The sequence below is a fragment of the Nocardia iowensis genome, from assembly GCF_019222765.1.
Taxonomy (GTDB): domain Bacteria; phylum Actinomycetota; class Actinomycetes; order Mycobacteriales; family Mycobacteriaceae; genus Nocardia; species Nocardia iowensis.
In genome coordinates this window covers 760,425-786,041 of record NZ_CP078145.1, presented here as the reverse complement: position 1 = coordinate 786,041, position 25,617 = coordinate 760,425, and the positions used below count along the sequence as shown (strand labels likewise).

General features: G+C 68.0%; 23 protein-coding genes and 1 pseudogene. 14 read left to right on the top strand and 10 right to left on the bottom strand.

Annotated features, from left to right (window positions below; genetic code table 11):
* The first annotated feature begins 14 nt into the window (after positions 1-14).
* Both KV110_RS03735 and KV110_RS03730 read left to right on the top strand, forming a co-directional pair.
* Entirely contained in the window at positions 15-1,160 is a 1,146-nt protein-coding gene (locus KV110_RS03735) for an acyl-CoA dehydrogenase family protein (RefSeq protein ID WP_218473477.1), read from the top strand.
* A gap of 151 nt (positions 1,161-1,311) precedes the next feature.
* A complete protein-coding gene (locus KV110_RS03730; protein WP_218473475.1) occupies positions 1,312-2,178 on the top strand; it encodes an SDR family oxidoreductase in 867 nt (288 codons plus the stop codon).
* On the opposite strand, the gene KV110_RS03725 is transcribed toward KV110_RS03730, so the two are convergent.
* Positions 2,179-3,180: an AraC family transcriptional regulator gene (locus KV110_RS03725; RefSeq protein WP_218473473.1), complete on the bottom strand. Its 1,002-nt coding sequence runs from the start codon at positions 3,178-3,180 to the stop codon at positions 2,179-2,181.
* A gap of 164 nt (positions 3,181-3,344) precedes the next feature.
* Here KV110_RS03725 and KV110_RS03720 point away from each other — a divergent pair, with 164 nt between their 5' ends.
* From KV110_RS03720 to phoU, 6 genes are all read left to right on the top strand, one after another.
* Positions 3,345-4,217, top strand: coding sequence for a MaoC/PaaZ C-terminal domain-containing protein (locus tag KV110_RS03720; RefSeq protein WP_218473471.1), 873 nt, complete (start codon positions 3,345-3,347; stop codon positions 4,215-4,217).
* 15 nt (positions 4,218-4,232) lie between these two features.
* The gene (locus KV110_RS03715) at positions 4,233-4,667 is read left to right on the top strand and encodes a type II toxin-antitoxin system Rv0910 family toxin (RefSeq protein WP_218473469.1); all 435 of its coding nucleotides are present in this window, start codon (positions 4,233-4,235) and stop codon (positions 4,665-4,667) included.
* Between the two features lie 29 nt (positions 4,668-4,696).
* On the top strand, positions 4,697-5,575 hold the full coding sequence (locus tag KV110_RS03710) for an SDR family oxidoreductase (RefSeq protein ID WP_218473467.1): 879 nt from the start codon (positions 4,697-4,699) through the stop codon (positions 5,573-5,575).
* A gap of 189 nt (positions 5,576-5,764) precedes the next feature.
* The gene (gene dusB / locus KV110_RS03705) at positions 5,765-6,907 is read left to right on the top strand and encodes a tRNA dihydrouridine synthase DusB (protein WP_218478151.1); all 1,143 of its coding nucleotides are present in this window, start codon (positions 5,765-5,767) and stop codon (positions 6,905-6,907) included.
* Between the two features lie 213 nt (positions 6,908-7,120).
* A complete protein-coding gene (locus KV110_RS03700; RefSeq protein WP_218473465.1) occupies positions 7,121-9,418 on the top strand; it encodes an LCP family protein in 2,298 nt (765 codons plus the stop codon).
* 169 nt (positions 9,419-9,587) lie between these two features.
* Entirely contained in the window at positions 9,588-10,250 is a 663-nt protein-coding gene (gene phoU / locus KV110_RS03695; RefSeq protein ID WP_218473463.1) for a phosphate signaling complex protein PhoU, read from the top strand.
* A 105-nt stretch (positions 10,251-10,355) separates the two neighbouring features.
* Here phoU and pstB read toward each other — a convergent pair whose 3' ends face one another.
* The 6 genes from pstB to KV110_RS03665 form a co-directional block, all read right to left on the bottom strand.
* Entirely contained in the window at positions 10,356-11,132 is a 777-nt protein-coding gene (gene pstB, locus KV110_RS03690; protein WP_218473461.1) for a phosphate ABC transporter ATP-binding protein PstB, read from the bottom strand.
* Positions 11,133-11,142: 10 nt separating this feature from the next.
* Positions 11,143-12,045: a phosphate ABC transporter permease PstA gene (pstA, locus tag KV110_RS03685; protein WP_218473460.1), complete on the bottom strand. Its 903-nt coding sequence runs from the start codon at positions 12,043-12,045 to the stop codon at positions 11,143-11,145.
* A complete protein-coding gene (gene pstC / locus KV110_RS03680) occupies positions 12,045-13,016 on the bottom strand; it encodes a phosphate ABC transporter permease subunit PstC (protein WP_218473458.1) in 972 nt (323 codons plus the stop codon). The genes pstA and pstC overlap by 1 nt, the downstream gene beginning before the upstream one ends.
* 88 nt (positions 13,017-13,104) lie before the next feature.
* A complete protein-coding gene (pstS, locus tag KV110_RS03675) occupies positions 13,105-14,217 on the bottom strand; it encodes a phosphate ABC transporter substrate-binding protein PstS (protein WP_218473456.1) in 1,113 nt (370 codons plus the stop codon).
* A gap of 242 nt (positions 14,218-14,459) precedes the next feature.
* Positions 14,460-15,380 carry a mycothiol synthase gene (gene mshD / locus KV110_RS03670; protein WP_218473454.1) on the bottom strand — a complete coding sequence of 307 codons (921 nt, stop codon included), beginning with the start codon at positions 15,378-15,380 and terminating at the stop codon, positions 14,460-14,462.
* A gap of 214 nt (positions 15,381-15,594) precedes the next feature.
* Positions 15,595-16,359: a winged helix-turn-helix transcriptional regulator gene (locus KV110_RS03665; RefSeq protein ID WP_218473453.1), complete on the bottom strand. Its 765-nt coding sequence runs from the start codon at positions 16,357-16,359 to the stop codon at positions 15,595-15,597.
* 196 nt (positions 16,360-16,555) lie between these two features.
* Between KV110_RS03665 and KV110_RS03660 the strand changes: the two genes are divergently transcribed.
* The 6 genes and pseudogenes from KV110_RS03660 to KV110_RS03635 all read left to right on the top strand — a co-directional run bounded on the left by KV110_RS03660 (position 16,556) and on the right by KV110_RS03635 (position 20,869).
* Positions 16,556-17,362 (top strand): LmeA family phospholipid-binding protein, encoded by an 807-nt coding sequence (locus KV110_RS03660; protein ID WP_218473451.1) that lies wholly within the window; start codon positions 16,556-16,558, stop codon positions 17,360-17,362.
* Positions 17,359-17,799, top strand: a complete 441-nt coding sequence (locus KV110_RS03655; RefSeq protein WP_218473449.1) for a thioredoxin family protein — start codon at positions 17,359-17,361, stop codon at positions 17,797-17,799. Before KV110_RS03660 ends, KV110_RS03655 begins: the two co-directional genes overlap by 4 nt.
* Positions 17,800-18,224: 425 nt before the next feature.
* Positions 18,225-18,710: pseudogene (locus KV110_RS03650) on the top strand (DUF4395 domain-containing protein); the annotation flags it as partial.
* Positions 18,711-18,825: 115 nt separating this feature from the next.
* Complete coding sequence (locus KV110_RS03645) at positions 18,826-19,659, top strand: sulfurtransferase (RefSeq protein WP_218473447.1); 834 nt, start codon at positions 18,826-18,828, stop codon at positions 19,657-19,659.
* Between the two features lie 5 nt (positions 19,660-19,664).
* The gene (locus KV110_RS03640) at positions 19,665-19,970 is read left to right on the top strand and encodes a DUF1416 domain-containing protein (RefSeq protein ID WP_218473446.1); all 306 of its coding nucleotides are present in this window, start codon (positions 19,665-19,667) and stop codon (positions 19,968-19,970) included.
* A gap of 191 nt (positions 19,971-20,161) precedes the next feature.
* A complete protein-coding gene (locus KV110_RS03635) occupies positions 20,162-20,869 on the top strand; it encodes a heme-binding beta-barrel domain-containing protein (RefSeq protein ID WP_218473444.1) in 708 nt (235 codons plus the stop codon).
* Between the two features lie 8 nt (positions 20,870-20,877).
* On the opposite strand, the gene KV110_RS03630 is transcribed toward KV110_RS03635, so the two are convergent.
* The 3 genes from KV110_RS03630 to KV110_RS03620 all read right to left on the bottom strand — a co-directional run bounded on the left by KV110_RS03630 (position 20,878) and on the right by KV110_RS03620 (position 25,617).
* Complete coding sequence (locus KV110_RS03630; RefSeq protein ID WP_218473442.1) at positions 20,878-21,744, bottom strand: class I SAM-dependent methyltransferase; 867 nt, start codon at positions 21,742-21,744, stop codon at positions 20,878-20,880.
* Positions 21,745-22,036: 292 nt separating this feature from the next.
* The gene (gene cydC / locus KV110_RS03625) at positions 22,037-23,803 is read right to left on the bottom strand and encodes a thiol reductant ABC exporter subunit CydC (RefSeq protein WP_246634332.1); all 1,767 of its coding nucleotides are present in this window, start codon (positions 23,801-23,803) and stop codon (positions 22,037-22,039) included.
* On the bottom strand, positions 23,803-25,617 hold the full coding sequence (locus KV110_RS03620; protein ID WP_218473441.1) for an ABC transporter ATP-binding protein/permease: 1,815 nt from the start codon (positions 25,615-25,617) through the stop codon (positions 23,803-23,805). The genes cydC and KV110_RS03620 overlap by 1 nt, the downstream gene beginning before the upstream one ends.

Below are 25,617 nucleotides of genomic sequence, written 5' to 3'. Positions count from 1 at the left end.
AAGGGACTGGCGACATGGCAAAGCACCGCTCACGCTGGATGGACGCGGAGATGGACGCGCTGGCCGAGCTGTCGCGCGACTTCTTCGGCAAAGAATGCGCGCCGCACGAGGAGCGGTGGGCGCAGCAGCAGCACATCGATCGCGAGGTCTGGTTGCGGGCGGGCGAACTCGGCCTGCTGTGCCCCAGCATCCCGGAGGAGTACGGCGGCGGGGGCGGCGACTTCCGGCACGACGCCGTGATCGCCATCGAGCAGGTGCGCGCGCTGGCGCCCAGCTTCGGCGGGCCGGTGCACAGCACCATCATCGCGCACTACATCGCGGGCTACGGCACCGACGAGCAGAAGAAGACCTGGCTGCCGAAGCTGGCCTCAGGGGAGATCGTCGCGGCGATCGCGATGACCGAGCCGGGCACCGGATCGGACCTGCAGGCGATCCGCACCACCGCGACCGTGCAGGGCGACGAATACGTCGTCAACGGCGCCAAGACGTTCATTTCCAATGGTTTCCTGGCCGACCTGGTGCTGGTGGTCGCCAAGACGAACGAGCAGGGCGGCGCGGGCGGGCTTTCGCTGATCGCGGTCGAGACGAGCCGCGCCGGTTTCCGGCGTGGCCGCAATCTGCACAAGATCGGCCAGCACGGGCAGGACACCTGCGAGCTGTTCTTCGACGAGGTGCGGGTGCCGCGCGCGAACCTGATCGGCGAGGCCGAGAACATGGGCTTCATCCAGTTGATGCAGCAGCTCGCGCAGGAGCGGCTGATCATCGCGGTCACCGCGATGGCGACGATGGAGAAGACGGTCGAGTTGACACTGGAGTACACCAGGGAGCGAAGCGCCTTCGGCAAGCCGCTTTTCGCGTTCCAGAACACCAAATTCACGCTCGCCGAATGCGCTACGGCGGTCACCGTGGGCTGGAGCTTTCTGGACGATTGCATCGAAAAGCACGTCACCGGCGACCTGGACATTCCCACTGCGGCCAAGGCCAAGCTGTGGCTGTCCGAGCAACAGAACATCTTGGCGGACCGCTGTTTACAGCTGTTCGGCGGCTACGGGTACATGGCCGAATATCCGATCGCGCGGATCTTCACCGATTCGCGGATCCAGAAGATCTACGGCGGCACCAACGAGATCATGAAGGAGATCATCGCGCGTGGTCTCTGATCCGGCGAGTCCCGCTCCGCCGCTTCGTGATTGCCGAATCCGCCGACGATCCGCGCGGGAACGCCGACACTGAGGACAGTGCGCCGCGCCGGTCGGGGTATTCGCCGACCGGCCGTGCTCGCTCGGATCACGCAGCGGAAAGGCCGAGAACATGACCAGTGCACCGAAGGACGAGCACCCGCTCGCGGGGAAGGTCGTCGCGATCACCGGCGGGGCCCGCGGGATCGGCCGGGCCACGGCCGAGGCATTCCTCGGGGCGGGCGCCGCGGTCGCGATCGGGGACATCGACGTGGAACTGGTGGCCAAGACCGCGGTCGAGCTCGGGGCCGACCCGGCGGCCAGGATCATCGGCCTGCCGCTGAACGTCATCGACCGCGACTCGTTCGCCGCGTTCCTCGATGAGGTCGAGCAGCAGCTCGGGCCGCTGGACGTGCTCATCAACAACGCGGGCATCATGCCGACCGGATTGTTCGCCGACGAGGACGAGGCGATGACCGACCGGATCCTCGACATCAACCTGCGCGGGGTGATCCACGGGTCGCGGCTGGCCACCAAGCGCTTCCTGGCGCGTGGCAGCGGGCACCTCATCAACATCGCGTCCCTGGCTGGCACGCAAGGCTTTCCGGGCCTGGCCACCTACTGCGCGAGCAAGCATGCGGTGGTGGGCTTCACCTCGGCGCTTCACCTGGAACTGAAGGAGCACGGCGTGCGGGTCTCGGCGGTGCTGCCCGGCATCGTGCGCACCGAGCTGTCGGCCGGTGCGAACATGCCCGGCTGGATCGAGCCGATGACCACGGTGGATCCCGAGGACGTCGCGCAGGCGATCGTGCGGACGGTGGTCCGGGGCAAGCCGATGGTGACGGTGCCGCGCCGGTTGGCCGCGATCATCAAGTCCGCGCAGCTGCTGCCGTACCGGGCGCAGCTCGGCGTCGCGCGGATCACCGGGGCGACAACGGCTTACGCGCAACCCAACCCGGAGATCAGAGAGAAGTACCACCGGCGCCTGCGCGGCGAATAGCTAAGGCGCGGAACCACGATAGGAACCCGGCGGGCTGCCGGTCCAGCGACGGAACGCGCGCCGGAACGCACTGGGTTCGGAGAAGCCGAGCCGGGCCGAGAGCGCCTCGACCGTCTCGTCGCCGCGCACCAGGCTGGCCACGGCCGCGTCGCGCAGGATGTCCTCGCGGATCTGGGTGATCGAGGTGCCCTCGTCGCCGAGCTTGCGGCGCACCGTCTGCGGGCTCATGGCCAGTCGCCTGGCCACCTCGTCGGCGGTCGGCCAGTCACCACGCAACCCGCGAGCGAGGATCTTGCGCACCTGCTCGGCGAGCGAGGTGCCGTAGTCGCGGCGGGACAGCACGTCGGTCGGCGCGTTGCGCGTCCACGCGATCAGATCTTCCTCGGTGCGGGCGATCGGCGCGGCGAGTAGATCGCTGTCGAAGGTGATGGCCGCGGTGGCGGCATCGAAGACGAGCGGGGCGCCGAAGACCAGGTCGTAGTCGTCGATATTGCGTGGCCGTGGATACGGAAACTCCACCTGACGCAGGGCGACTCGGCGGCCGATGCCCCAGGAGATCATGCGGTGCACGCCCGCCAGCAGGAAGACGGTGAGCAGCTCTTCGCCCTCGTCGAGCACGCTGGTGTCGATCGTGTATCTGGTGAGTTCGCCGGTCGTGGTCACCGCCATCGGCGGCAGGCCGGGCAGCAGTCGCCGGTATTCGATGAACCGGTGGATCGCCGAGCCCAGATCGGGGCAGCCGACCACGCCGAAGCCGACCAGCCGAATCGACCCGCGCGGCACGGGTGCCGGGCCGAGGCCGAACAGTTCGTCGTCGCTGATCCGCCAGAGTTGGCGCACGGTCGCGGCCATCTGCTCGACGGTGACGCGCGCTCGATCCTGAGCCAGCAGCTCCGGTGCGACGCCGACGCTGCCGAGTAGCTGCTCGATGTCGACGCCTTGCCGCTCGGCGGTGGCGACGGCGGAACGCACGAAGTCGATCGGCACCGTCCTCGCCGTCACCGATACCTCCTGCGTCCCTGGTCGAGGCGAACCTACCAGGCCGGATGCGGTGAGCGCGGCGGTCACCGAACCTGCGCCGCGCGGTCATCCCGGCTGCCGCCGCCGGTTTCTAGCGTTGCGGTATCGGGCAACGACGCCGACCCAGGAGGCCGGGTGAAACACCAGTGACGGACGGGACGAGCTTCGATCTGGAGCGGTTGGGCAGCTGGGGTGCGCGCGGCACGTTCGAGGTGGATCGGCGGCGCACGATCGCCTATGCCGCCGCGACCAACGATCCGATCCAACAGCATCTCGACGGCGTTTACGCGCCACCGGTTTTCGCGGTCGTACCGGCCACGGTGCTGATGGCCGATGCCGCGATGTCGGTGGTACCCGATGAGCTGATGCTGCGGATCCTGCACGGCGAGCACGACTTCCGGTTCCACCGGCCGATCGAGCCGGGCGAGACGCTGGAGGTGCGCGCCCGGCCGACCGGGATCGAGGGCAAATCATCAGGCGTGGTCGTCACCGCACACCTCGAGACGCACAGCGTGAGCAACGGCGATCTGGTCAACGAGCAGTACTTCATCGGATTCTTCCGTGGTGGCCGATTCGACGGCGCCCGAGGCGAACCGAGTCCGGCCCACTTCTTCGACGAGAACCTGCGGGCCAGGGAACCGGACTTCACCGTGTCGCAGACCTTCGACGCGGACCAGACCTTCCGGTACGCCGAAGCGGCGGGCGATCCGATGCCGATCCACCTGGTCGACGAGTTCGCCAAGGCAATGGGGCAGCCGGGGATCATCATCCACGGCCTGTGCACGATCGCGTTCATCTCCCACGCACTGATCACCCGGATCAGCCCGGACGATCCGGCTCGGCTGAAAAGGCTTGCGGTGCGGTTGAGTTCGCCCGCATTCCCGGGGCAGACCATCACCACCGCGACGTGGGCGACGGGCAACCGGGATGGCAGGGACCGCTACGTCTTCGAAACCTGGTCCGACAGCGACCAATTCGTCATCCAGGACGGGCTCGCCGAGTTCGTCCCGGCAACCTGAGCAAGGAGCACCACCGTGGCACAAGCAAAGGTATCCAAGGAGTTTCCGGCCGCACCGGAGCAGGTGTGGTCGGTGCTGTCCGATCCGAACCGCTTCGAGGAGTGGCTGACGGTGCACACCAAGTGGAAGGAGCCACCGCCCGCACGGCTGTCCATCGGGGCGAAAATGACCGAGGTGCTCACCATCCTGGGAATGGCGAACACCATCACCTTCACCGTGGACGATTACGCCGCCCCGACCACGACGAAGTTCTCCGGCACCGGCCTGGCGGGCGCGACCATCAGCTTCACGCTGACCGTGCGGCCCAGCGGCGACCGGGCCGCGCTGGTCACCATCGACGCGGAGTTCATCAGTCAGATGATGGTCGGCGCCATCGGCGGCGCGATCGAACGCGCCGCCACCAAGGAACTCGACGCCTCCCTCGCCAACCTCGCCGGTCTGCTCGACTGACCGCCCTCACCCGAATCGAAAGGAACGACATGGGTTCGCTGGACGGACGCGTCGCCATCGTCACCGGCGCCGGCCGCGGCATCGGCAGGGCGCACGCGCTGCTGCTCGCCGCCGAGGGCGCCGCCGTCGTGGTCAACGACCTCGGCGGCAACAACGAGGGTGTCGGCGCCGACGCCGGGCCCGCGCAGCAGGTGGTCGACGAGATCATCGCGGCGGGCGGGCGCGCGGTCGCCGATACGGCTGACATCGCGGCTTGGGCCGGTGCGAAAGCCCTTGTCGAGCAGGTGATCACCACCTTCGGCGGGCTGGACATCCTGGTCAACAACGCGGGCATCCTGCGCGACGCGTTCATCGCCGCGATGGACGAGGCGCAGTGGGACGCGGTGATCGCGGTGCACCTCAAGGGCCACTTCGCGGTGCTGCACCACGCCGCCGCGTATTGGAAGGAACAGTCGAAAGCGAGCAGGCAGGTCGCGGCGTCGGTGATCAATACCGCCTCGGCGTCGGGCACCTTCATGCCCAACCCGGGCCAGGCGAATTACGGCGCGGCCAAGGCGGGGATCGCCGCGCTGACCCAGGTCGCCGCGCTCGAACTGGAGCGATACGGTGTGCGCGCCAACGCCATTGCCCCGGTAGCCCGCACCCGGCTCACCCTGGCCACGCCTGGCATGGGCGCCGTGTTCGCCGCCGAGGTTCCCGAGGGTGAGTTCGATGCCTTTGCCCCCGAGAACATTTCGCCGATCGTCGGCTACCTCGCCTCGGAAGAGTGCCCGATCACCGGCAAGGTCTTCGCGGTACAGGGCGGCGCGATCTCCGCACTCGACGGCTGGACCGCCACCGCGACCATCGAAACCGACGGTCCGTGGCAGCTGGCCGATCTGGCCGAGCGCCTACCCGGCCTCGGCTGACTCGACGCACTCGCCGACACCGGCACGCCACCCGCCGACGGCGCGGCCAGGTGAGGTACGCCACATCCGCCGCCCAACGGAGCGCTTCCGCATCGCTGCGGCCTGCACGGTTGCCCGGTACCGCTGTTCTCGGTCAACGACCCGAGCAGGCCCCTTACGTGCGGAAATGAGACACTGGACGGCGTGACGATGACTTCCGAGGCGACCACCGACCTGCGGATCGGACCGTATCCGGTCGATCCGGCGGTGGTGCTCGCGCCGATGGCGGGCATCACGAATCTGGCGTTCCGCAAGCTGTGCCGCGAATTCGGTAGCCCGACCTCCATCTACGTCTGCGAGATGATCACCGCGCGGGCGGTGGTCGAGCGCAACGAGAAGACGCTGCACATGATGTCGTTCGACGCCGACGAGAGCCCGCGGTCGATGCAGCTGTACGGCGTCGACCCGGCCACCCTCGGCGAGGCGGTGCGGATCATCGTCGGCGAGGGTTGGGCCGATCACATCGACCTCAACCTCGGCTGCCCGGTACCGAAGGTCACCCGGCTCGGCGGCGGTGCCGCGCTGCCCTACAAGCGGGCGCTGTTCAGCCGGATCGTGCGCGCCATGGTGCAGGCGGCCGAGCCCGCTGGCGTCCCGGTGACGGTGAAGTTCCGGATCGGCATCGACGACGAGCACCTGACCTACCTCGATGCCGGGCGCATCGCGGAAGCCGAAGGGGCGCAAGCGGTTGCGCTGCACGCCAGGACCGCCGCGCAGCGGTACTCCGGGCAGGCCGACTGGTCGGCCATCGCGCGCCTGAAGGAAGCCGTCCGCACGATTCCGGTGCTCGGCAACGGCGACATCTTCGCCGCCGCCGACGCGGTCCGGATGATGGACGAAACCGGCTGTGACGGTGTCGTGGTCGGCCGCGGCTGCCTCGGCCGCCCGTGGCTGTTCGCCGAACTCCAGGCGGCGCTGCGTGGCGAGCCACTGCCCGAGCCGCCGAACCTCGGCCGGGTCGGCGAGGTGCTCTACCGGCACGCCACGCTGCTGTCCGAGCACCTCGGCGAGGACAAGGCCATGCGCGACCTGCGCAAGCACATGGCCTGGTACCTGATGGGCTTCCCGGTCGGCGCCGACCTGCGCCGCGCGTTCGCCACGGTGTCGAGACTCACCGAGTTGGAAGACCTTGTCGGGCAATTGGATCCGACGGCGCCGTTCCCCAGGGACGCCGAAGGCCCACGCGGCAGGCAGGGTTCGCCTGGCAAGGTCGCGCTGCCACACGGCTGGCTGGACGATCCGGAGGACCCCGCGGTGCCGCACGGTGCCGACGTGATGCACAGCGGCGGCTGAGCTTCAGGCGCTGAAACATCCAGCCGCTGGGACATCCAGCCGCTGGAATATCCAGGCGCCGCGACCGAGATCCGGGTATCCAAACGACACGGTGGCCTATTCGATTTCGCACTCAGGTGGCTCGCCGTGGCGGAATCGTTATCATTGCGGAATCGGTCAAGCCGGTCGAGTTCGGCCCGAGGCGGCGACGAAGACGAAAAGCGAGGTTCGTTGGTGGGTGACGATCGGCACGGGCATTCGCCACGGCCCGGAGGTCGCGCCCCGTGGGAGCGCTATCCCACGGAGGATTACAGCGAACGAGACGGCTCCCGGTCGTCCCGACGGTCCCGGCATACCGACGCCACCGCGGACCCCGGTGCGGCCCCACTCACCGTGCAGGATCTGGTCGAGAAGGTGGACAACGAGCGCTCCGGCCGCCGGGGACGGCGCGCCGCCGCGCCCGACGACGCCGCCGCGCCGAGCCGGGGAACCCGGCGCGGTGAACCGGCACCGCCCGCCGCGGACCCCGCGCGCACGCGCCCCGCCGAGCAGTCCGCACGCCGCCCGGCCGACCAGCCCCGCCGTCCAACGGACCAGCCGCGCCCACCGGAGCAGCCGACCCGGCGCCAAGGCGATCCGGCCGCTCGACGCCAACCCGCACCCGGCCACCCGGCCGAGCAGGCTCAGCGCCGCCCGGCCGAGCAGACTCAGCGCCACCCGGCCGAGCAGACTCAGCGGCGCTCCGCTGACGGCCCACCGCCGCGCACGGCCGGTTCACCGGTAGTCCAGGACATCGCGGGCACCCCCGCCGCGCGAACCCCGAACCGGCGCGGTCCTGCCGAGGACAACAGGCAGGCCACCCCGGCCGCCCGCGCGAAGCAGGAAACGGCCGAAGAGGTCACCGATATCCTGCCGCCGCTCGCCGAGACCAGCCGGGCCAAGCGCAAGAAGACCGACTGGCCGACCAGCGAAGCCGGTGCCGCCCAACCCAAGTCGGTCGGCGCCGCACCACTGTCCCGGCTGGCTGCCAGCAAGCAGCGCCGCAACAAGCGGCTGCGGCTCATCGGGCGTAGCGCCATGGCGGTCTTCGCGGTGCTCTGCCTGCTCATCACCGGCGGCGGCTGGAGCTATCTGCGTTCCACCGGCAACGGGTTCACCCAGATCTCGGCGATCGACAACAACAGCGAAGACGTCGTCGACTCGAACGCGCAGCTCGGTGACGAGAACTACCTGCTCGTCGGCACCGACACCCGCGCCGGGGTGAACAGTCAGGTCGGCGCGGGCACGCTCGACGATGCCGAGGGCTCCCGCGCGGACACCGTCATGCTGGTGAACATCCCGAAGAACCGCTCCCGCGTAGTTGTCGTCTCGTTCCCCCGCGACCTCGATGTCACCAGGCCGCAGTGCAACGGCTGGGACAACGAGAAGGTCCAGTACACCAACGAGGTCTTCCCCTCGGCCATCGGCGACAAGCTCAACGCCGTCTACGCGCTCGGCGGCCCCAAGTGCCTGTTCACCACCATCCAGCGGATGACCGGCAGTGCGATCAATCACTTCATCGCGGTCGACTTCGCCGGCTTCGAGGCCATGGTCGATCAGATCGGCGGCGTCGAGGTGTGCGCGCCGAAGCCGATCACCGACGAAGTGCTCGGCACCGTGCTGGAGAACCCCGGCAAGCAGCGGGTGAACGGCTCGACCGCGCTGAACTACGTGCGCGCCCGGCACGTCTACGGCGAGGAGCGCAGCGATTACGACCGGATCAACCGGCAGCAGCGCTTCATGGCCTCGCTATTGCGCGGCGCGCTATCGAGCCGAGTGCTTTTCGATCCGGGCAAGCTGAACGGCTTCATCAACGAGTTCACCAAACACACCTGGGTCGACAAGGTGCAACCCTCCGATCTGCTGACCCTCGGCCGCTCGCTGCAGAAGCTGGACGCGGGCACCGTCACCTTCCTGACCATCCCCACCGCGGGCACCACCTCGTACGGCAACGAGATCCCCCGCGAATCCGACATCAAGGCCATCTTCAAGGCAATCCGCGACGACCAGCCACTACCTGGCGAGAAGAAGGTGTCCCCGGCCCCTGGATCCATCCCGTCGGCCCCGCCGACCCCGCCCAAGCTGACCGCGGCCGATCCGAGCACGGTGTCGCTGCTGGTTTCCAATGGCTCGGGTGTCGGGGGCGCGGCTCAGCGGGCGGCGACCAAGCTGGGCAACCAGGGTTTCCAGATCTTCAACACCGGCAACTACTCCGGCGGCCAAGAGGTGACCTCCAAGGTTCGCTATGGGCCAGGGCAGGAAGCCGCCGCGGCAACGGTAGCCAGCTCGATACCCGGCGCGCTGCTGGAGTCGGCGAACGATCTCGGCGGCATCGTCGAGGTCGTCATCGGCGCCGACTTCACCGGCACGGTGCGCGCTCCGGCGCCGGTCGGCGAGCCGATCTCGAACATGCCCGCCACTGCCGCTGCGACGCCGGTCACGCTGCCCTCGGATCTGGAGCACGTCAACGCCGCGGACGACACGTGTAAGTAAGCGCACCCTCGGCTTCGCTCCGCTATTCGCGGTCCGCAGCCGGACGCCGCCCAGCTGCGCCTGTCGGGCACCCGCCGTCACCTGCGGCAACACCCGCGCTAACCTTTGGCACCGGGCATTCACCCTCCGTTCGTGACTTGGTCAGCGCTGGGAACTAATGTCTGGTTTCATGCGTGTCATCTACAACGAGCAAATGGCGGATCTCGCCCACCTCTTGGGCGAGATGGCCGGTCTGGCTGGTTCGGCCATGGATCGGGCCACCCAGTCACTGCTCCAGGCCGACCTCACCCTGGCAGAGCAGGTGATCACCGAGGCCGACCGAATCGCCGAGCTGATCCAGGACGCCGAGGAGAAGGCGTTCGCACTGCTGGCGCTGCAGGCGCCGGTCGCGGGCGACCTGCGACAGGTGGTCAGTGCGATCCAGATCGTCGCCGACGTCAATCGGATGGGCGCGCTCGCGCTGCACGTGGCCAAGGTGACCCGGCGGCGCCACCCCAACCACGCACTACCCGAGGCGGTCAACGGCTACTTCGCCGAGATGGGCCGCATCGCGGTCAACATGGGCGCCGGCGCCAAAGAGGTGCTGGAGACGCGCGACCCGGAGCGCGCCGCGCAGCTCAACGAGGACGACGAGGCGATGGACGACCTGCACCGTCACCTGTTCACCCTGCTGATGGACCGCGACTGGAAGTACGGCGTGGCCGCCGCCGTCGACGTCACCCTGCTCGGCCGCTACTACGAGCGCTTCGCCGACCACGCCGTCGAGATCGGCCGCCGCGTCATCTTTCTGGTCACTGGCGTGTTGCCGCCGGACCCCGACGTCGAATCGTGAATGCCGACTGCCTGCCATCCGATCAGGATGGCAGGCAGTTTTATCTTGTCGAGCACACGAGAAAGGCCCGCGCTGCACAGCGCGGGCCTTTGCTGCCGAGACCGATTACCCGAAGCGGCCGGAGATGTAATCCTCCGTGGCCTTCTTGCCGGGGTTGGAGAAGATCTTCTCGGTGTCGTCGATCTCGACCAACCGGCCGGGCTTGCCCTGGGCCTCCAGGTTGAAGAAGCCGGTCTGGTCGCTCACCCGGGCAGCCTGCTGCATGTTGTGGGTGACGATGACGATCGTGAATTCCTTCTTGAGCTCGGTGATCAGGTCCTCGATCGCCAGCGTCGAGATCGGGTCGAGGGCCGAACAGGGCTCGTCCATCAGCAGCACGTCCGGCGATACCGCGATCGCCCGGGCGATGCACAGTCGCTGCTGCTGACCGCCGGACAGGCCGCCGCCCGGCTTGTCGAGGCGGTCCTTCACCTCGTTCCAGAGGTTCGCACCGCGCAGCGAGCGCTCGGCGACCTCATCGAGCTCCTTCTTGTTGCGTACACCCTGCAACTTCAGTCCGGCCACCACGTTGTCGCGAATCGACATGGTGGGGAACGGGTTCGGGCGCTGGAACACCATGCCGATGGTGCGGCGCACGCCGACCGGGTCGATCTGCGAGCCGTAGATGTCCTCGCCATCGAGCAGCACCGCACCCTCGACGCGGGCGTTCGGCGTCACCTCGTGCATGCGGTTGAGTGACCGCAGCACGGTGGACTTACCGCAACCCGACGGTCCGATGAAGGCGGTGACACTGCGCGGCAGCACGGTCAAGTCCACATCGGCGACCGCGTGGAACTTGCCGTAGAAGATGTTCAGGTCTTTGACGTCGATCCGCTTGGCCATCTGAGTCTTCCTATCGATTCCGCGTGAGCAGCTTGTTGACGACCGCGGCCGCCGCGTACAGCAGCGCGATGAGCAGGATCAGCGTCAGCGCCGCGCCCCACACCCTGGCCCGTCCCTCGGGCTCCGGGTTCGCCAGCTCCTGGTAGATCAACAGCGGCAGCGAGGCCATGTTGCCGTCGAAGAGGTCGGTGTTGATGGACTTGCTGTAGCCGACGAGCACCAGCACCGGAGCGGTCTCACCCATGACCCGGGCGAGGGAGAGCAGGATGCCACTGATCATTCCGGGCAGCGCGGTCGGCACCACGATCCTGGCGATGGTCTTCCACTTCGGGACGCCGAGCGCGTAGGAGGCTTCGCGCAGTTCGTCCGGCACCAGCTTCAGCATTTCCTCGGTGCTGCGCACCACCACCGGCAGCATCAGCAGCACCAATGCCAGCGACACCGCGAAGGCGCTCTGCGGTGCGCCGAAGGTGGCGATCCACAGCGCGAAGATGAACAGCGCCGCGACGATGGACGGCACGCCCGCGAGGATGTCCACCATGAAGGTGGTGGTCTTGGCCAGCCAGCCACGGCCGTATTCGACCAGGTAGATGGCGGCCATGATGCCGAGCGGCACCGCGATGACCGCGGCGATCGCCGACTGCACGATGGTGCCGTAGATGGCGTGGTACACACCGCCACCGGACTGGTCGGGCAGGATGCCCTTCTGCGACTTCTGCCACCAGTCCACCGAGACAACGGATTCGAAGCCCTTGCTCACCACCATGATGAGCACCCAGGCCAGCGGGATCAGCGCGATGGCGAAGCACAGCCAGACCGTGCCGGTCGCGATGTTGTTGCGGATCCGCCGCCCGGTGCTGACGTGCCGGAAGGTCGGCGCCTTGATCGGCTTGTCGAGTGTGGTCGAGGTCATCACCCGTTCACCCTTCCGCCGGCGGCGAGCCGGGCCAGCGCGTTGACGACGAAGGTCAGCGCGAACAACACGAAGCCTGCCGCGATGTAGGCGCCGGTCGGCAGCGGCGAACTGAATTCCGAAGCCGCGGAGGCGATCTTGGACGCGAACGTGTAGCCGCCGTCGAATACCGACCAGTGCCCGGCCTGCGCCGAGGTCCGCAGCACGACCAGCACCGCGATCGTCTCGCCGAGCGCGCGGCCGAGACCGAGCATCGAACCGGCGATCACACCGCTGCGGCCGTAGGGCAGCACGGTCATCCGCACCATCTCCCACTTGGTGGCGCCAAGCGCGTGGGCGGCCTCGATGTGCGCGGGCGGGGTGAGATTGAAGACCTCACGGGAGACCGAGGTGATGATCGGCAGAATCATCACCGCGAGCACCACGCCCGCGGTGAAGATGGTGCCGCCACCGGCGATCGAGACGTTGCCGTCGGAGAACAGGAAGAACCAGCCGAGTTTTTCGTTCAAGAACTTCTGCGCCGGTTCCAGCTGCGGTGCGAGCACCAGGAATCCCCAGAGACCGAACACGATCGACGGCACCGCGGCGAGCAGGTCGACCAGCGTCGCGAACGGCCGCGCCAGCAGCTTCGGCGCGTAATGGGTCAGGAACAGCGCGATGCCGACGCCGATCGGCACCGCGATCACCAGCGCGAAGATCGAGCTCAGCACCGTCACCATGAACAGGTCACGGATGCCGAAGCGCAGGTTGTCGGCGTTGGAGGTGTTGAACTCGGTGCTGGTGAAGAAGTTCGCGTCGTTCGCCATGACCGAGGGCACCGCACGGATCAGCAGGAATAGCGCGATCAACGCGATGGCGGCGACGATGGTAGCGCCCGCGGCGGTGGCAAGAGACCGGAAGATGATCTCGGCCCGATTGCTGTGGGCGGGGCGAGCCTTTTTGGCCGGCTCGGTGCTCGGTTCACTCGACATGGGTGGAATGTCTCCGGCCGCCCGCCGGCCCGTCGAATCCGACGAGCCGGCGGCGGTCACCTCAGGGTGCACGGTCATGGCGGTGCGATCAGGAGATGGCGTTGATCGCGGTGGTCAGGCGGGTCTTGAACTTGTCCGGGATCGGCACGTAGCCTGCCTCGTCCAAGCCCTTCTGGCCGTTGCTGACCGCCGAGGTCAGGAATGCCTTGACCGCCTTGGCGGTGTCGGCGTCCTGGTACTTCGAGCACACGATCTCGTAGGTCGGCAGGATGATCGGGTAGGCGCCCGCCTCGGTCGGCTTGTAGAACGAGCTGGTGTCCAGCACCAGGTCGTTGCCCTCGCCCTTGATCTTCGCGCTGTCGATGGCCTTGCCCGCGGACGCGGTGTCCAACTTCACCGGGGTCTTGGAGGCCGAGGTGATGATCTGCGCGATGGACAGGTTCTGCGCCTTCGCGAACGACCACTCGTTGTAGGTGATCGAGTTCTTGGTGTTCTTCACCGCGGCCGAGGAGCCTTCGTTGCCCTTCGCGCCCTCACCGACACCGCCGGTGAACGCCTTGCCCGCGCCCTTGCCCCAGGCGCCGTCGGACGCCGCGTCCAGGTAGAGCTGGAAGTTGTCGGTGGTGCCCGACTCGTCGCTGCGGAAGATCACCGCGATCTTGTCGGAGGGGAGCTTGGCGTTCGGGTTGAGCGCCTTGATCTCCGGGGCGTCCCAGGTGGTGACGGCGCCGTTGAACACCTTGGCGGCGGTCGGGCCGTCGAGCACGAGGTCGGTGACGCCGTCGATGTTGTAGGTGATGGCGATCGGGCCGAACACGGTCGGCAGGTTCCAGGCCGGGGCGCCGCAGCGCTCCTGTGCCTTGGCCGGCTCTTCCTTCTTGGTGCTGAGCGGGGAGTCGGAGCCACCGAAATCGGTCTGGCCGCCGATGAACTCGTTGACGCCCGCGCCCGAACCGCTCGACGTGTAGTTCAGCGTGTAGCCGTCGCAGTTGGTCTCGTACGCGGCGACGAAGCGGTCCATCGCGTTCTTCTGCGCCGACGAGCCGCTGGACTTGAGCGCCTTCTTGCCACCACAGTCGATGTCCGACTTGGCGGTGTTGCCATCGCTGCTGGACGTGTTGTCGTCACTGCCACAACCCACGAGCGTCATGGCACCAACGGCCAGCACACCCACGAGGGCGCTGCTGCGCTTCAGATTCACTATTCCTCCGACAAAGGCGTCCTACTCGTCCGGTCCCTCACCGGCCCGGACGGGTGATGTGGTGCTGTTCGCGGGGAACTTGCGCACCAGGCAGCCGTGGGCTGCCCACCACTCAACGTAAAGTCACGTGGTTGACAGTTGGACCGACCTGAGTGAACGGCGAGTGAACAGCCAAGCGCGATTGGGGCGTTATGTGTGACATTAGCCGCAGTTTTACTCGCACACCCCCGGCGCGGCCCCTGCTATTCAGCTGAGGACGCGGAATAGGCCACGTCGACGTGTGCCGGAGCGAACCCCAACCGGGTGTAGGTGTGCACGGCCGCGGTGTTGTCGGCCTCGGTGTAGAGCAACACTTCGGCGAGCCCGCGATCGCGTAAATAGTGCAGGCCGACCAGGGTCAGCAAACGGCCGAGACCGCGGCCCTGCGCGGCCGGATCGATGCCGACCACGTACACCTCGCCGACGGCCGGATTCTCCTCGTAATGCACCTTGGTCCAATGGAATCCGAGGACCCGGCCGGGATCGGTGGTGTCGGTCGCGAGGAACAGGCCCGCAGGGTCGAACCACGGCTCTTCGCGGCGTACCTCGATGTCGCGTTCGGTCCACCCGCCCTGCTCCGGATGCCAGGCGAAGGCGGCATTGTTCACGCGCAGCAACTCGGCGTCGTCGGCGGGGCCCGCGTAGGTGCGAACGGTCACCCGGCCGCGGGCACCCAACTCAGGTAGCTCGGGCGTTGCTAGTGCCCGGCGCATCTGCCAGAGCTCACGGGCGGTGAACAGGCCGAGCCGGGCCGAAACGGCCTTGGCGGCGGGCAGGTCGCCGTGCGCCCAGACCCGGGTGCCCGGCCCGCCCTCGGCGAGCGCGGCGGCGACCAAGCCGGTGCCGATGCCGTGCCCGCGCGCGGCCGGATCGACCGCGACCTCGGCCATCGCCGGGTGTTCGCCATGTGCCGGAACGAGATTCGCGTAGCCGGTGATCACATCGTCGCGCACCGTGAGCAGGTGCCGAACGGTCGGGTCATCGCTCGCGCTCAGCGACAGGACCGCCTGTTCGGAGACGGGGGCGACGCCGTCGGCGGCGGTCGCGCGTTCGAGCAGTTGCCGAACGGCGGCCGCCGCGTCCGAATCCAGCCGCCCGGTCCACTGTGTTGCCGCGCCGGTCATCGGGCTCCATTCCTCGCACTACGCGGAATCCCGGGTGGGATTCCTACCCGGACAACGTCATCGGGTAGTCCGGCATTTCGCGGCGGCGCGGGGTTCGCCCGCGCGCTTCGATGACCGCCGCGGACGTTCCGAACACCGTGCCCGACGTCTTGAACACGGCGCGAACACAAAATGACGCACCGGTATTTCGGATTGGGCGACAGGCCCGCCGAGGTCACTGCACGGAGCCGTTGACCGGAGCGAGCGGCGAGTCGTCCGTACCCTCCGTCTCGTCCTCCGGAAACGGGACCGCCTCACCCTTGGTCGCGGACCTGGACGGCCGCACGGCCTTATAACCGACATTGCGCACGGTGCCGATGAGCGATTCGTATTCGCTGCCGAGCTTGGCGCGCAGCCGCCGGACGTGCACGTCGACGGTGCGGGTGCCGCCGAAGAAGTCGTAGCCCCACACCTCTTGCAGCAGCTGAGCCCTGGTGAACACCCGGCCCGCATGCTGAGCGAGGTACTTGAGCAGCTCGAATTCCTTGTAGGTGAGATCGAGCGGACGCCCGCGCAGCCGCGCCGTGTAGGTGCCCTCGTCGATCACCAACTCGCCGAGGGTGATCTTGCCGGAGTTCTCCGGGCTGGCCACGCCGCCGTTGCGGCCGACGAGCAGCCGCAGCCTGGCGTCCAGCTCGGCGGGACCGGTGCCGGGCAGCAGGATGTCGTCGAGTCCCCAGTCCGCGTTGACCGCGACCAGACCGCCTTCGGTGAGCACGGCGACCACCGGCACCGACGATCCGGTGCTGCCGAGCAGGCGGCACAGACCACGGGCGGCGGCGAGGTCGGTGCGCGCGTCGACCAGGGCGACATCCGCGGTACCCGCCTCGAGCAGCGAAGAGACCTCGGTCGGCACCGGACGCACGTTGTGCGCCAGCAGCGCCAGCGAAGGCAACACCGCCTCGGGATTGGGGTCGGAGGTCAGCAGGAGCAGCTCCACAAGCTCTCCTCCCATCTCGTAGCTCCGAGGACAACAGCCGCACTGCCGGGGGCCACGTCGCTGATCACAGGTAATTCGGATGCAAGATTAGCGCGTGAACCCCGATGACCTCGCCATCCGGGTGGTCGAGTCACGTCGAGTGATATGTCTGATACCAGAAATACACCGTCAGCCGTAGGGCCGATAAGGTTCACGAATGCGCAAGCTCATCATCGGGCTGCTGATTCTCGCGGGACTCGCAGTAGTCATTGATTTCAGCGTCGCGGCCTACTCGGAATACCGGGTGTCGCGCGCGCTACGCGAGGGCGCCGATCTGCCCGCCGATCCCGCGGTGGCCATCGGCGGGATTCAATTCCTCGGCCAGGGCATCGACGGTCGCTACGACAGCGTGCTGATCAGGGCAAGCGGAAACCAACCGCATACGCCGGGCGAATACGAGCTCGAAGCGCTGCTGACCGGCGTGCGGCTGCCGCTGAGCGACCTGGTCGACGGCAGCCTGCGCAACGTGCCGGTGGAGCGGGTGGAGAGCTCGCTGCGGATCGGGCCGACCGAGCTCGGCAGGTTGTTCAACATCCCCGACCTGCAGGTGCAGGGCAGGGTGGCGGACAAATCCGATGGCACCGGCGGCTCGGGTGGCTCGGGGTTGACCGCGGCGGACGACGAGCCGCTGTGCCTGTTCGGCAAGCTGCCGGAGTTCTCCGGCACCCAGTACGGCGGCGGAAAGGTCGCCGTGCAGGCCGATCTGCTGCTCGACGGCGACCGGCTGAACGTCGTCGCGACCGGCTTCTGCCCCAAGACCGGGAACGAGAAGACGATTCCGGCCGCGGCGATCCCGGCGACCGAGCACCCGGCGGTGCTCGCGCGGTTCACCCGTACTATCGACATCAAGGAATTGCCGTTCGGTGTCCATCCCACCAAGGTCCGCACGGACGGCGGGTGGATCGTGGTGGAGGGCAAGGGTGTGAACGTGACGATCGACCTCGACCGATTGCAGCGACCATGATCGAAATCACAATTCTGGCAGTGGTGTTGCTGGCCGCCGTGGCGGTGGGCGTCGTGCTGCGCCGCCGCGAGGGCAAGGTCCGCGCCGCGGACGTGATCGAAACCCACTCGGCGCGTGCCGGTTTGCTCGCCTCCGTCGGCGTGACCGGAACCGGCCCCGCCGTGCTGCATTTCTCCGCCGACTGGTGCGGGCCGTGTGCCGCGGTGCGCCGCGTCGTCGCCGATGTCACCGGGCAGCTGGCCGAATCGGCGCAGCCGCCGCTGGACATCGAAGTCGACATCGATGCCGAGCCCGTGCTCGCCAAGGAACTGAACGTGCTCTCGCTGCCGACCACGTTCGTCTTCGATAGTGAAGGCCGCGAACGCTTTCGGATCTCCGGCGTGCCGAAGGTGACCGATCTGCGCTCCGCGCTAGAGCCGCTGACCATAGCCGCCTAGGCGTACCTCCGCATTCGCTCCGGCCATGCGCGGGCTGATGACGGACTGACGTCCGGCTGCGCCTGTTCTGCGTACCTCCGCATTCGCTCCGGCCATGCGCGGTCTGACGACGGACTGCGTCCGGCTGCGCCTGCTTAGGCGCCTTGACAAGTTCCCCGGACACCTGTGATCAACCCGGGGTCCAATTCTCCCGCCCGATTAGGTAAACTGCGTTCGTGCTTTCCAACCACGAGCTGATGCTCACCCGACGCCGCACAGTTGACCTGTGCCGCCTCGGTGGTTGTTGCTGCCTGTGCCGCTGAGCGGTCGGCTCCTTCAGATTTCCTGACGCCGACCTCTGTCCGCCGCGCGAGTGATCTCGTTGATCCCCCGGCGAACTGGCAATTTTCCAGCCAACAGACGCATCCAGCGCAGGAGTACGCACAATGCCCACCGAAATCGGTAATACTTCGCATAATCAGCCAATTCCCAACGGACAGGTCGACGTTCGCGGCCCGCGCTTCGCCGCGTGGGTGACCACCGCCGTCCTGGTCCTGGTGCTGATCGCCGCCATCTTCTCCCCCATCGCCGCCGCGGTGCTCATCGCCATTCAAGCCGTCGTCTTCGCGATCGGCGCCGCCTACGGACCGCGCAAGCATCCGTACGGCCGCCTGTACGCGAAGTTCGTCGCGCCGCGCGTGGCACCGACCACCGAGACCGAACCCGTGCCGCCGCTGAAGTTCGCGCAGCTGCTCGGCCTGGTCTTCGCGGCGGTCAGTCTGCTGGGCTTCGCGCTCGGCTCCACAGTTGTCGGCGTGGTGTTCGCCGGCTTTGCCCTGTTCGCCGCGTTCTTGAACGCGGCGTTCGGGATCTGCCTGGGTTGCCAGATCTATCCCCTGGTAGCCCGTTTCCGCCGGACTACTGCCTCCACTGGCGGTGTTCACGGGCCCTCCGTGGTTACGCAAGCTACCGCCGCCGGGCCTGACGATCACACCGCCGGGTCCCCGGCACCGAACTGATCCGCAAGTCATCTCTGAAAGGAACAACATGGCTCGCTCCGATGTCCTGGTCTCCGTGGACTGGGCCGAAGAGAACCTCAACGCCCCCGGCGTCGTCTTCGTCGAGGTAGACGAGGACACCTCCGCCTACGACGGTGGCCACATCGAGGGCGCCGTTCGGCTCGACTGGAAGAAGGACCTGCAGGATCCGGTTCGTCGTGACTTCGTGAATCAGGAGCAGTTCTCCGATCTGCTCTCGGCGCGCGGCATCGCCAACGACGACGAGGTAATCCTGTACGGCGGCAACAACAACTGGTTCGCCGCGTACGCCTACTGGTACTTCAAGCTGTACGGCCACAACAACGTCAAGCTGCTCGACGGTGGCCGCAAGAAGTGGGAGCTCGACGGCCGCCCGCTCTCCACCGAGGGCGTGAACCGCCCGGCCACCCAGTACAAGGCCGCGGCTCCCGATGTGTCGATCCGTGCCTTCCGCGACGAGGTCATCGCCGCCATCGGCAGCAAGAACCTGGTCGACGTCCGCTCGCCCGACGAGTTCTCCGGCAAGATCCTGGCCCCCGCGCACCTGCCGCAGGAACAGAGCCAGCGTCCCGGCCACATCCCCGGCGCCATCAACGTGCCGTGGAGCAAGGCCGCGAACGAGGACGGCACCTTCAAGTCCGACGCCGAACTCGCCGAGCTCTACAAGGAAGCCGGCCTGGACGGCGAGAAGGACACCATCGCCTACTGCCGGATCGGCGAGCGTTCCTCGCACACCTGGTTCGTGCTGCAGGAACTGCTCGGCCACAGCAATGTCAAGAACTACGACGGGAGCTGGACCGAATACGGCTCCCTCGTCGGTGCACCGATCGAGTTGGGAGCGTAATCAACATGTGTGCAGCACCTACCCAAGGCCAGGCCATCCCCGCGGGCGTCGATGTGGAGAAGGAGACGGTCATCACCGGCCGCGTCCTGAGCACCGACGGCCAGCCGGTCGGCGGCGCGTTCGTGCGCCTGCTCGACGGCAACGGTGACTTCACCGCCGAGGTCGTCGCCTCGGGCACCGGCGACTTCCGCTTCTTCGCGGCGCCGGGCTCGTGGACCGTGCGGGCGCTCTCCTCGGCCGGAAACGGTTCCGCGGAGGTTCGTCCCGACGGCGCGGGCATCCATCCCGTGGACGTCGCCGTCGCCAAGTAAGACGACCGTACGCAGCTAACGGCCCCGGGTTTCCCCAGTGTGGGGGGAAGCACCGGGGTCGTTTGCGTACGAAGGGCCGGATGTCGTTAGACTCCGAATGTGGTCGTCTTCTTCGAGATTCTGCTGGTGGCCGTTGCCATCCTCATCGGCTGGTTCGGCCTTTACGTCTTCTACCGGCTGTTCACCGAGTCATGAGCGAGCTCGCGAGCGAGGGTTCCGATCCAGCCGAGCGAGCGAGTGAACACATGAACGGCAACGCTCCGGCCGATTCGGCTGGTCGCCGGAGCGGCGATCAAGCCGTGTCCGAGGCCGTCGAGCGGGCGAAGGCGACCGGTGCCCGCAACATTCCGGTGCTACCCGATCTGCCGCTGCCCGAGGACACCGCCAACCTGCGGCTCGGGCCGGATCTGAGCTCCTCCATGCTGGCGCTGCTGCCGATGGTCGGTGTGTGGCGCGGCGAGGGCGAGGGCAATGACCCCGAGCGCGGTGACTACCGGTTCGGCCAGCAGGTCATCGTGGCGCACGACGGCGGCGACTACCTGTCCTGGGAGTCCCGGTCCTGGGTGCTCGACGCCGAGGGCAATTACGGCGGCCCCGACCTGCGCGAGAGCGGCTTCTGGCGGGTGGGCATCGACGGCAACGACGAGGTCATCGAACTGCTGCTCACGCACAGCACCGGCATCGTCGAACTCTTCTACGGCCAGGCGCTCACCCAGTCCTCCTGGGAACTCGCCACCGACGTGGTGATCCGCAGCCAGTCCGGCATCGTCGTCGGCGGCGCGAAGCGGCTGTACGGCATTGTCGAAGGTGGCGACCTCGCCTATGTCGAGGAACGTGTCGTCGCCGACGGGCCGTTGGAGCCGCGGCTGTCGGCTCGACTGCAGCGCTACATCGGTTAGGTCGCGGTTTACGGCACCCTGGCGTGTGCGATCGCGGAGAAGCTCATGATCGGGCGACGAGCTCCGGGCAGATGACGGGCAAGCTCCCGCGGTCCGGCGTTGTCGATGAGCCGTAGGCCACGTTCGGCCAGATGGTCGGCCAGGGTTGCCGGGTCGAGGCCGGATCGCGCTGGTTCGCCGCGTGCGGCCAGTCCGCGAAAGAATTTCTCCCCCTCGGGATATGGGCACGGTCGGTCGAAGACGTCCCGGTACCAGTAATCGAAGACCACACTGGAGCCTGTGGCGAAGCGGGCGATCGCGGACAGGGTCGCGTCGACCTCCGCCGATGTCAGGTAAGGGGTGACGCCCTCCCAGAGGAAGACCGTGGGAACAGCGCGGTCCACTCCGCCATCAGCCAATGCGTCGTCGAGGGTGCCGGTGCCGAAGTCGACCGCGACGAAACCGACGCGATCCCAGTGCGCGTCGGGCAGGTTGCGCAACCGTTCCCGCTTCCAGGCGCCGGTCGCGGGATGATCCACTTCGAAGACCTGAGCGTCACCGAGTGCATCGGACAGTCGGTATGCCCTGCTGTCCGCTCCGGCCCCGAGGATCACCACTTGTTTTGCGCCGCTTCGGGTTTCGGTGAGCAGCAGCTCATCTAGGTGTTTGGTGCGTGCCGTGACATAGGAGTACAGCCCCGGCATGCGGCGTTCGATCTGCCACAGCAGCACTGCCCGCATCGGCGGTATACGGGTGCCGAGGCGGTATCGCAGACCGATCAGGTGCTCGGCGAGATTGTCCGGGTTTCGTAGCGCTGGATCTCGCTCGCGCGCACCCGCGGCGCGCAATGCGGCCGCGCCTTCCGCCGTACGGCTCCGCTGCGAGTCCCCATCCACGCCACCGAGCTTAATCGCCGCCCGGCGAAATATGTTGCAGCGCAAGAATTACAAACACGCCTACAAAAAGGGACGACCCCCGAGCTGTAACCGGTGCGGGGTTAATCGCACGGTCCCGGTCGGACTAGACCGGGGGCTCGGGGGCCGGGTGGCTGCCTGGTATTCGCTCAGCGCTCGCGCGAACGGAAACCGTTGCAGCGGTGGCGCTAGCGGACAGCCACCTCACAAGTCCTATGAACATACATTCGTCGAACCACCTCCTTCCTTGTGTACTGACGAATCTAGCGAGGAGTCAGCGGGTCGGCAACGGAATTTCGCGGTGGGCGGAAGTGGGTATCGCCCGAGCCACGAAATCGGTCGTCACCTGCGCCGATGCGTCGACCCGGACGATTACGTCGGCGCGGTTGTCCGGCGGCAGCTGATGTGTGACGACCACCACAGTTCGATCGGGTTCGACCAGTCCGCTGTCGGCGTCGAGCAGGTCGCGCAACAGCTGTGCACCCGCCTCGGCCTCGAGATGCTCGGTCGGTTCGTCGAGCAGCAGCACCCGAGCCGGTGACACGAGTGCGCGGGCGAGCAGAATGCGGCGGCGCTGGCCGCCCGAGACGGCGGCCGCGCCACCGATCAGGTCGGTGTGCACTCCGTGCGCGAGGGTGTCCAGCCAATCGCCGAGTCCGACTGTGCGCAAAGCCTTTTCGGCCTCCTCCGCAGTGAGGTCACCGCGGGCCACCCGGAGGTTCTCCAGCACGGAGGTGCTGAACAGGTGGGCGTCCTCGGCGAAGAACGTGACGCCAGGGCGCGGGGTATCGAAGAGCCCGGCCCAGACCATGAGCAGGGTGGTTTTTCCGGCACCGCTCGGGCCGACCACCGCGATTCGGCGGCCCGGGGGTAGCTCTGGAAGTTGTTGCGCCAATGCGCTTTCCAATGCTCCAGCGTCCGTACGTGCGCCGAGATGGGGACGTACCGCATCCCCTGGTTCGACACCTTCGGTCGCGGCGCGGTCCCGGGCCGCACCGTCGAGCTGTGTCAGCCGATGCAACGCGGCGCGGGCGGTGGTCAGCGACTGAGCCGCCGCGGGCAGCGGGCCGACGGCTTCGAACGCCGACAGCGGGAGCAGAACCAGCACGGCGAGCGCCATGGGTGTCATGGCCCCAGGTGCGCCACCGGACGGGCCGTACAGGGTGATCCCGATGAGCAAGGCCCCCAGCACGCTCGCGCCGATCGAGAGCGGCGTCGCCGCGGCCGACCAGGCACTGCGTGCCGCTGCCGCGTCTTCCGCCGCGACCGCACGTTGTGCCGCCTTGGTGGCCGCGCCGAGCGCCGCGCCGAGCCGACCGGCGACGCGTAGTTCCGCCGCGTGGTCGAGCACCGTGAGTGCCTGCGCAGTGAACTCGGCACGGTCCGCGCGCACCGCCCGTTCGGCCTCCCGCGCGGCCTTCGCGGACAACCAGGGGGCCACGACACCGGACAGTGCCAGTGCCCCGGCCAGGATCGCGGCCGCGGCCACCGAAATCGTGCCGAGCAGGCCGATCGCAACCGCGGACAATATGACGGCGACCGCGACGGGGACGAACACCCGCACCACGACGGCACCGAGATCGTCGATGTCACTACCGATTCGGACGAGCAGGTCGCCGCGCCGCAGCGGCGCGGGAGCACCGCCACCCTCCGCTGCGGAAGCGGGCGACCGCCGCTCACCGGTGGGCCGACGCAGCCAGAGGTCCGAGCGGGCCAGCGTCCGATAGACCGTGGTGCGCGCCGTCGCCATCGCCCGCAGCGCGACGTCGTGGGTGGCGAGCCGCTCCAGATACCGGCACAGGCCACGCGAGATCCCCAGCGCCCGCACCGTCACCACCGCGATACTCAGGTCCAGCACCGGCGGCATCTGCCAGGCACGGGCGATCAGCCACGCGGCCAGCGCCGCCAGCCCCAGTCCGCTGCCGAGGGCAAGCACGCCCCACGCCACCGCCACGACGACCCGCCACCTGGACAGCGCGAGCAATGCCCACATCCGGCGCAGATCGCCGAGCAGGGTCGTGTTGCCCGCTGTCGTGGCCATCAGATCCCCACCTCGGTCAGATCGTCTGCTGTGGCGTGCACGGGAACAATATGATCGCCTGCGGCGAGAACCGTTGGGCGGTGGCCGATCACGATCACCGTCGCGCCGTCACGGGCACGCTGCTTCAGGGCGGTGAGCACGGCGGCTTCACTCTCGGAGTCGAGATGGGCGGTCGGCTCGTCGAGCAGCAGGACCGGACGGTCCGCGGCGAGCACCCTGGTCAGCGCGAGCCGTTGGCGCTGACCGAGCGAGAGGCCGACGCCGCCAGGACCGACCACGGTGTCCCAGCCATCGGGCAGCTCGGCCAGCACCGTATCGAATCCGGTGGCGACACAGGCGGCTTCGAGATCATCGACCACGCGGGCCGGTCCGTGCGCGGCCGGATACTCGGCCTTCGCGCCGAACAGTTCGAGGTTTTCGCGCAGCGTGCCCGGCACCAGGACGGGGCGCTGCGGCAGCCATGCCACGCGGCTCCACCATTCGTCCTGATCCACTTCGCGCACATCGATGCCGTCGACGGTCACCGATCCACGATCCGGCTCGAGCAAACCCAGAATGGCTTGCACCGCCGTCGATTTCCCGCTGCCGTTCGGACCGGAAAGCACCGTGACAGCACCGGGCCGCAACTGTGCCGTCAATGCCTCGGGCGCAAAGCCGTTGCGCGCTCGGACGGACAGGTCGCGCAGTTCGACGACCCCCGCGAATCGCGGTGCCGCTGTGCCACCGGACACTGTTGTTCCCGGTGCGGACTCGAGGACGGCAAAGGCCTTGTCGGCGGCCGCCATTCCGTCCTGTGCGGCGTGGAATCGCTCCCCCACCATCCGCAGCGGCAGATACACCTCGGGGGCCAGCACCAGGGCAACCAGGCCCGCGTACAGGCCCATCTCGCCGAACACCAACCGCAGTCCGATGGACACCGCGATCAGCGCCACGCTCAACGTCGCGAGCATTTCCAGCACCATCGAGGACAGGAACGCGATCCGCAGCGCCCGCATGGTCCGCTGCCGCAGCGCGTCGCCGAGCTCGCGCACGCGTGGTGCCATCGTGCCCGGCCGCGCGTCCGCCGAATTCGCCACGCCCGTCGCGGAACTTGCCGTGGCAGTACCGCTTCCGGTCCCCGAGTCCGTACCCTCGCGCCCAGATTCCGCCGCACCCGTCTCGCGGCCGAGGGCTCGCAGTGTCGGCATCCCCGCGAACAGGTCGAGCAACTGATCCGAAAGCCGGGTGGTGGCAGCGAGCGTGGCCTCGGCACGCCCCTGGGTCAGCAGGCCGATCAGGATCATGAAGATCGGAATCAGCGGCAACGTGACAACCACGATGAGCCCGGAAATCGGATCGTGCATCGCGATGACCGCGAGCACGATCGGCGGCACCAGCAGGGCGAGCAGCAGGGCCGGAACATAGCCGACGAGGTAGCCGCGCAGTCCGGACAGGCCGGTGCCGACCACGACCGCGAGTTCGGTTCTGCGGGTTTCGAGTTCGCGTGGCGTCAGCCGGGCGCCCGCGGTGAGCACGGCGGTTTCGAGCTCCGCCACCACGCCCGCGCCCGCCCGGTGCGCGAGCCGCGATTGCAGCCAGGTGGCGAGCACCCGGCAGCCGATGGCGAGCGCGAGCACCAGCAGTTCCGTCGTCCACGCACCGAGCGTGCGCCGGCCGGGATCGGTGACGACCCCGGCCAGCACCCGGGCCAGCATGACCGCCGCGACCACGATCGAGCCGGTGATCACCAGCGACAGTGCGACACTCAGCGCCAGGTAGCGGCGGGCCGAGTGGGCGTACCGCCACAGGCGCGGGTCGACGGGCGGGCGGGCCAT

Excerpts from the sequence above, each read along its gene's own strand:
- KV110_RS03735 (WP_218473477.1), top strand. The coding sequence starts at position 15 with ATGGCAAAGCACCGCTCACGCTGGATGGACGCGGAGATGGACGCGCTG.
- KV110_RS03730 (WP_218473475.1), top strand. The coding sequence starts at position 1,312 with ATGACCAGTGCACCGAAGGACGAGCACCCGCTCGCGGGGAAGGTCGTC.
- KV110_RS03710 (WP_218473467.1), top strand. The coding sequence starts at position 4,697 with ATGGGTTCGCTGGACGGACGCGTCGCCATCGTCACCGGCGCCGGCCGC.
- dusB (WP_218478151.1), top strand. The coding sequence starts at position 5,765 with ATGACTTCCGAGGCGACCACCGACCTGCGGATCGGACCGTATCCGGTC.
- phoU (WP_218473463.1), top strand. The coding sequence starts at position 9,588 with ATGCGTGTCATCTACAACGAGCAAATGGCGGATCTCGCCCACCTCTTG.
- pstB (WP_218473461.1), bottom strand. The coding sequence starts at position 11,132 with ATGGCCAAGCGGATCGACGTCAAAGACCTGAACATCTTCTACGGCAAG.
- pstA (WP_218473460.1), bottom strand. The coding sequence starts at position 12,045 with ATGACCTCGACCACACTCGACAAGCCGATCAAGGCGCCGACCTTCCGG.
- pstC (WP_218473458.1), bottom strand. The coding sequence starts at position 13,016 with ATGTCGAGTGAACCGAGCACCGAGCCGGCCAAAAAGGCTCGCCCCGCC.
- mshD (WP_218473454.1), bottom strand. The coding sequence starts at position 15,380 with ATGACCGGCGCGGCAACACAGTGGACCGGGCGGCTGGATTCGGACGCG.
- KV110_RS03660 (WP_218473451.1), top strand. The coding sequence starts at position 16,556 with ATGCGCAAGCTCATCATCGGGCTGCTGATTCTCGCGGGACTCGCAGTA.
- KV110_RS03655 (WP_218473449.1), top strand. The coding sequence starts at position 17,359 with ATGATCGAAATCACAATTCTGGCAGTGGTGTTGCTGGCCGCCGTGGCG.
- KV110_RS03645 (WP_218473447.1), top strand. The coding sequence starts at position 18,826 with ATGGCTCGCTCCGATGTCCTGGTCTCCGTGGACTGGGCCGAAGAGAAC.
- KV110_RS03640 (WP_218473446.1), top strand. The coding sequence starts at position 19,665 with ATGTGTGCAGCACCTACCCAAGGCCAGGCCATCCCCGCGGGCGTCGAT.
- KV110_RS03635 (WP_218473444.1), top strand. The coding sequence starts at position 20,162 with ATGAGCGAGCTCGCGAGCGAGGGTTCCGATCCAGCCGAGCGAGCGAGT.
- cydC (WP_246634332.1), bottom strand. The coding sequence starts at position 23,803 with ATGGCCACGACAGCGGGCAACACGACCCTGCTCGGCGATCTGCGCCGG.
- KV110_RS03620 (WP_218473441.1), bottom strand. The coding sequence starts at position 25,617 with ATGGCCCGCCCGCCCGTCGACCCGCGCCTGTGGCGGTACGCCCACTCG.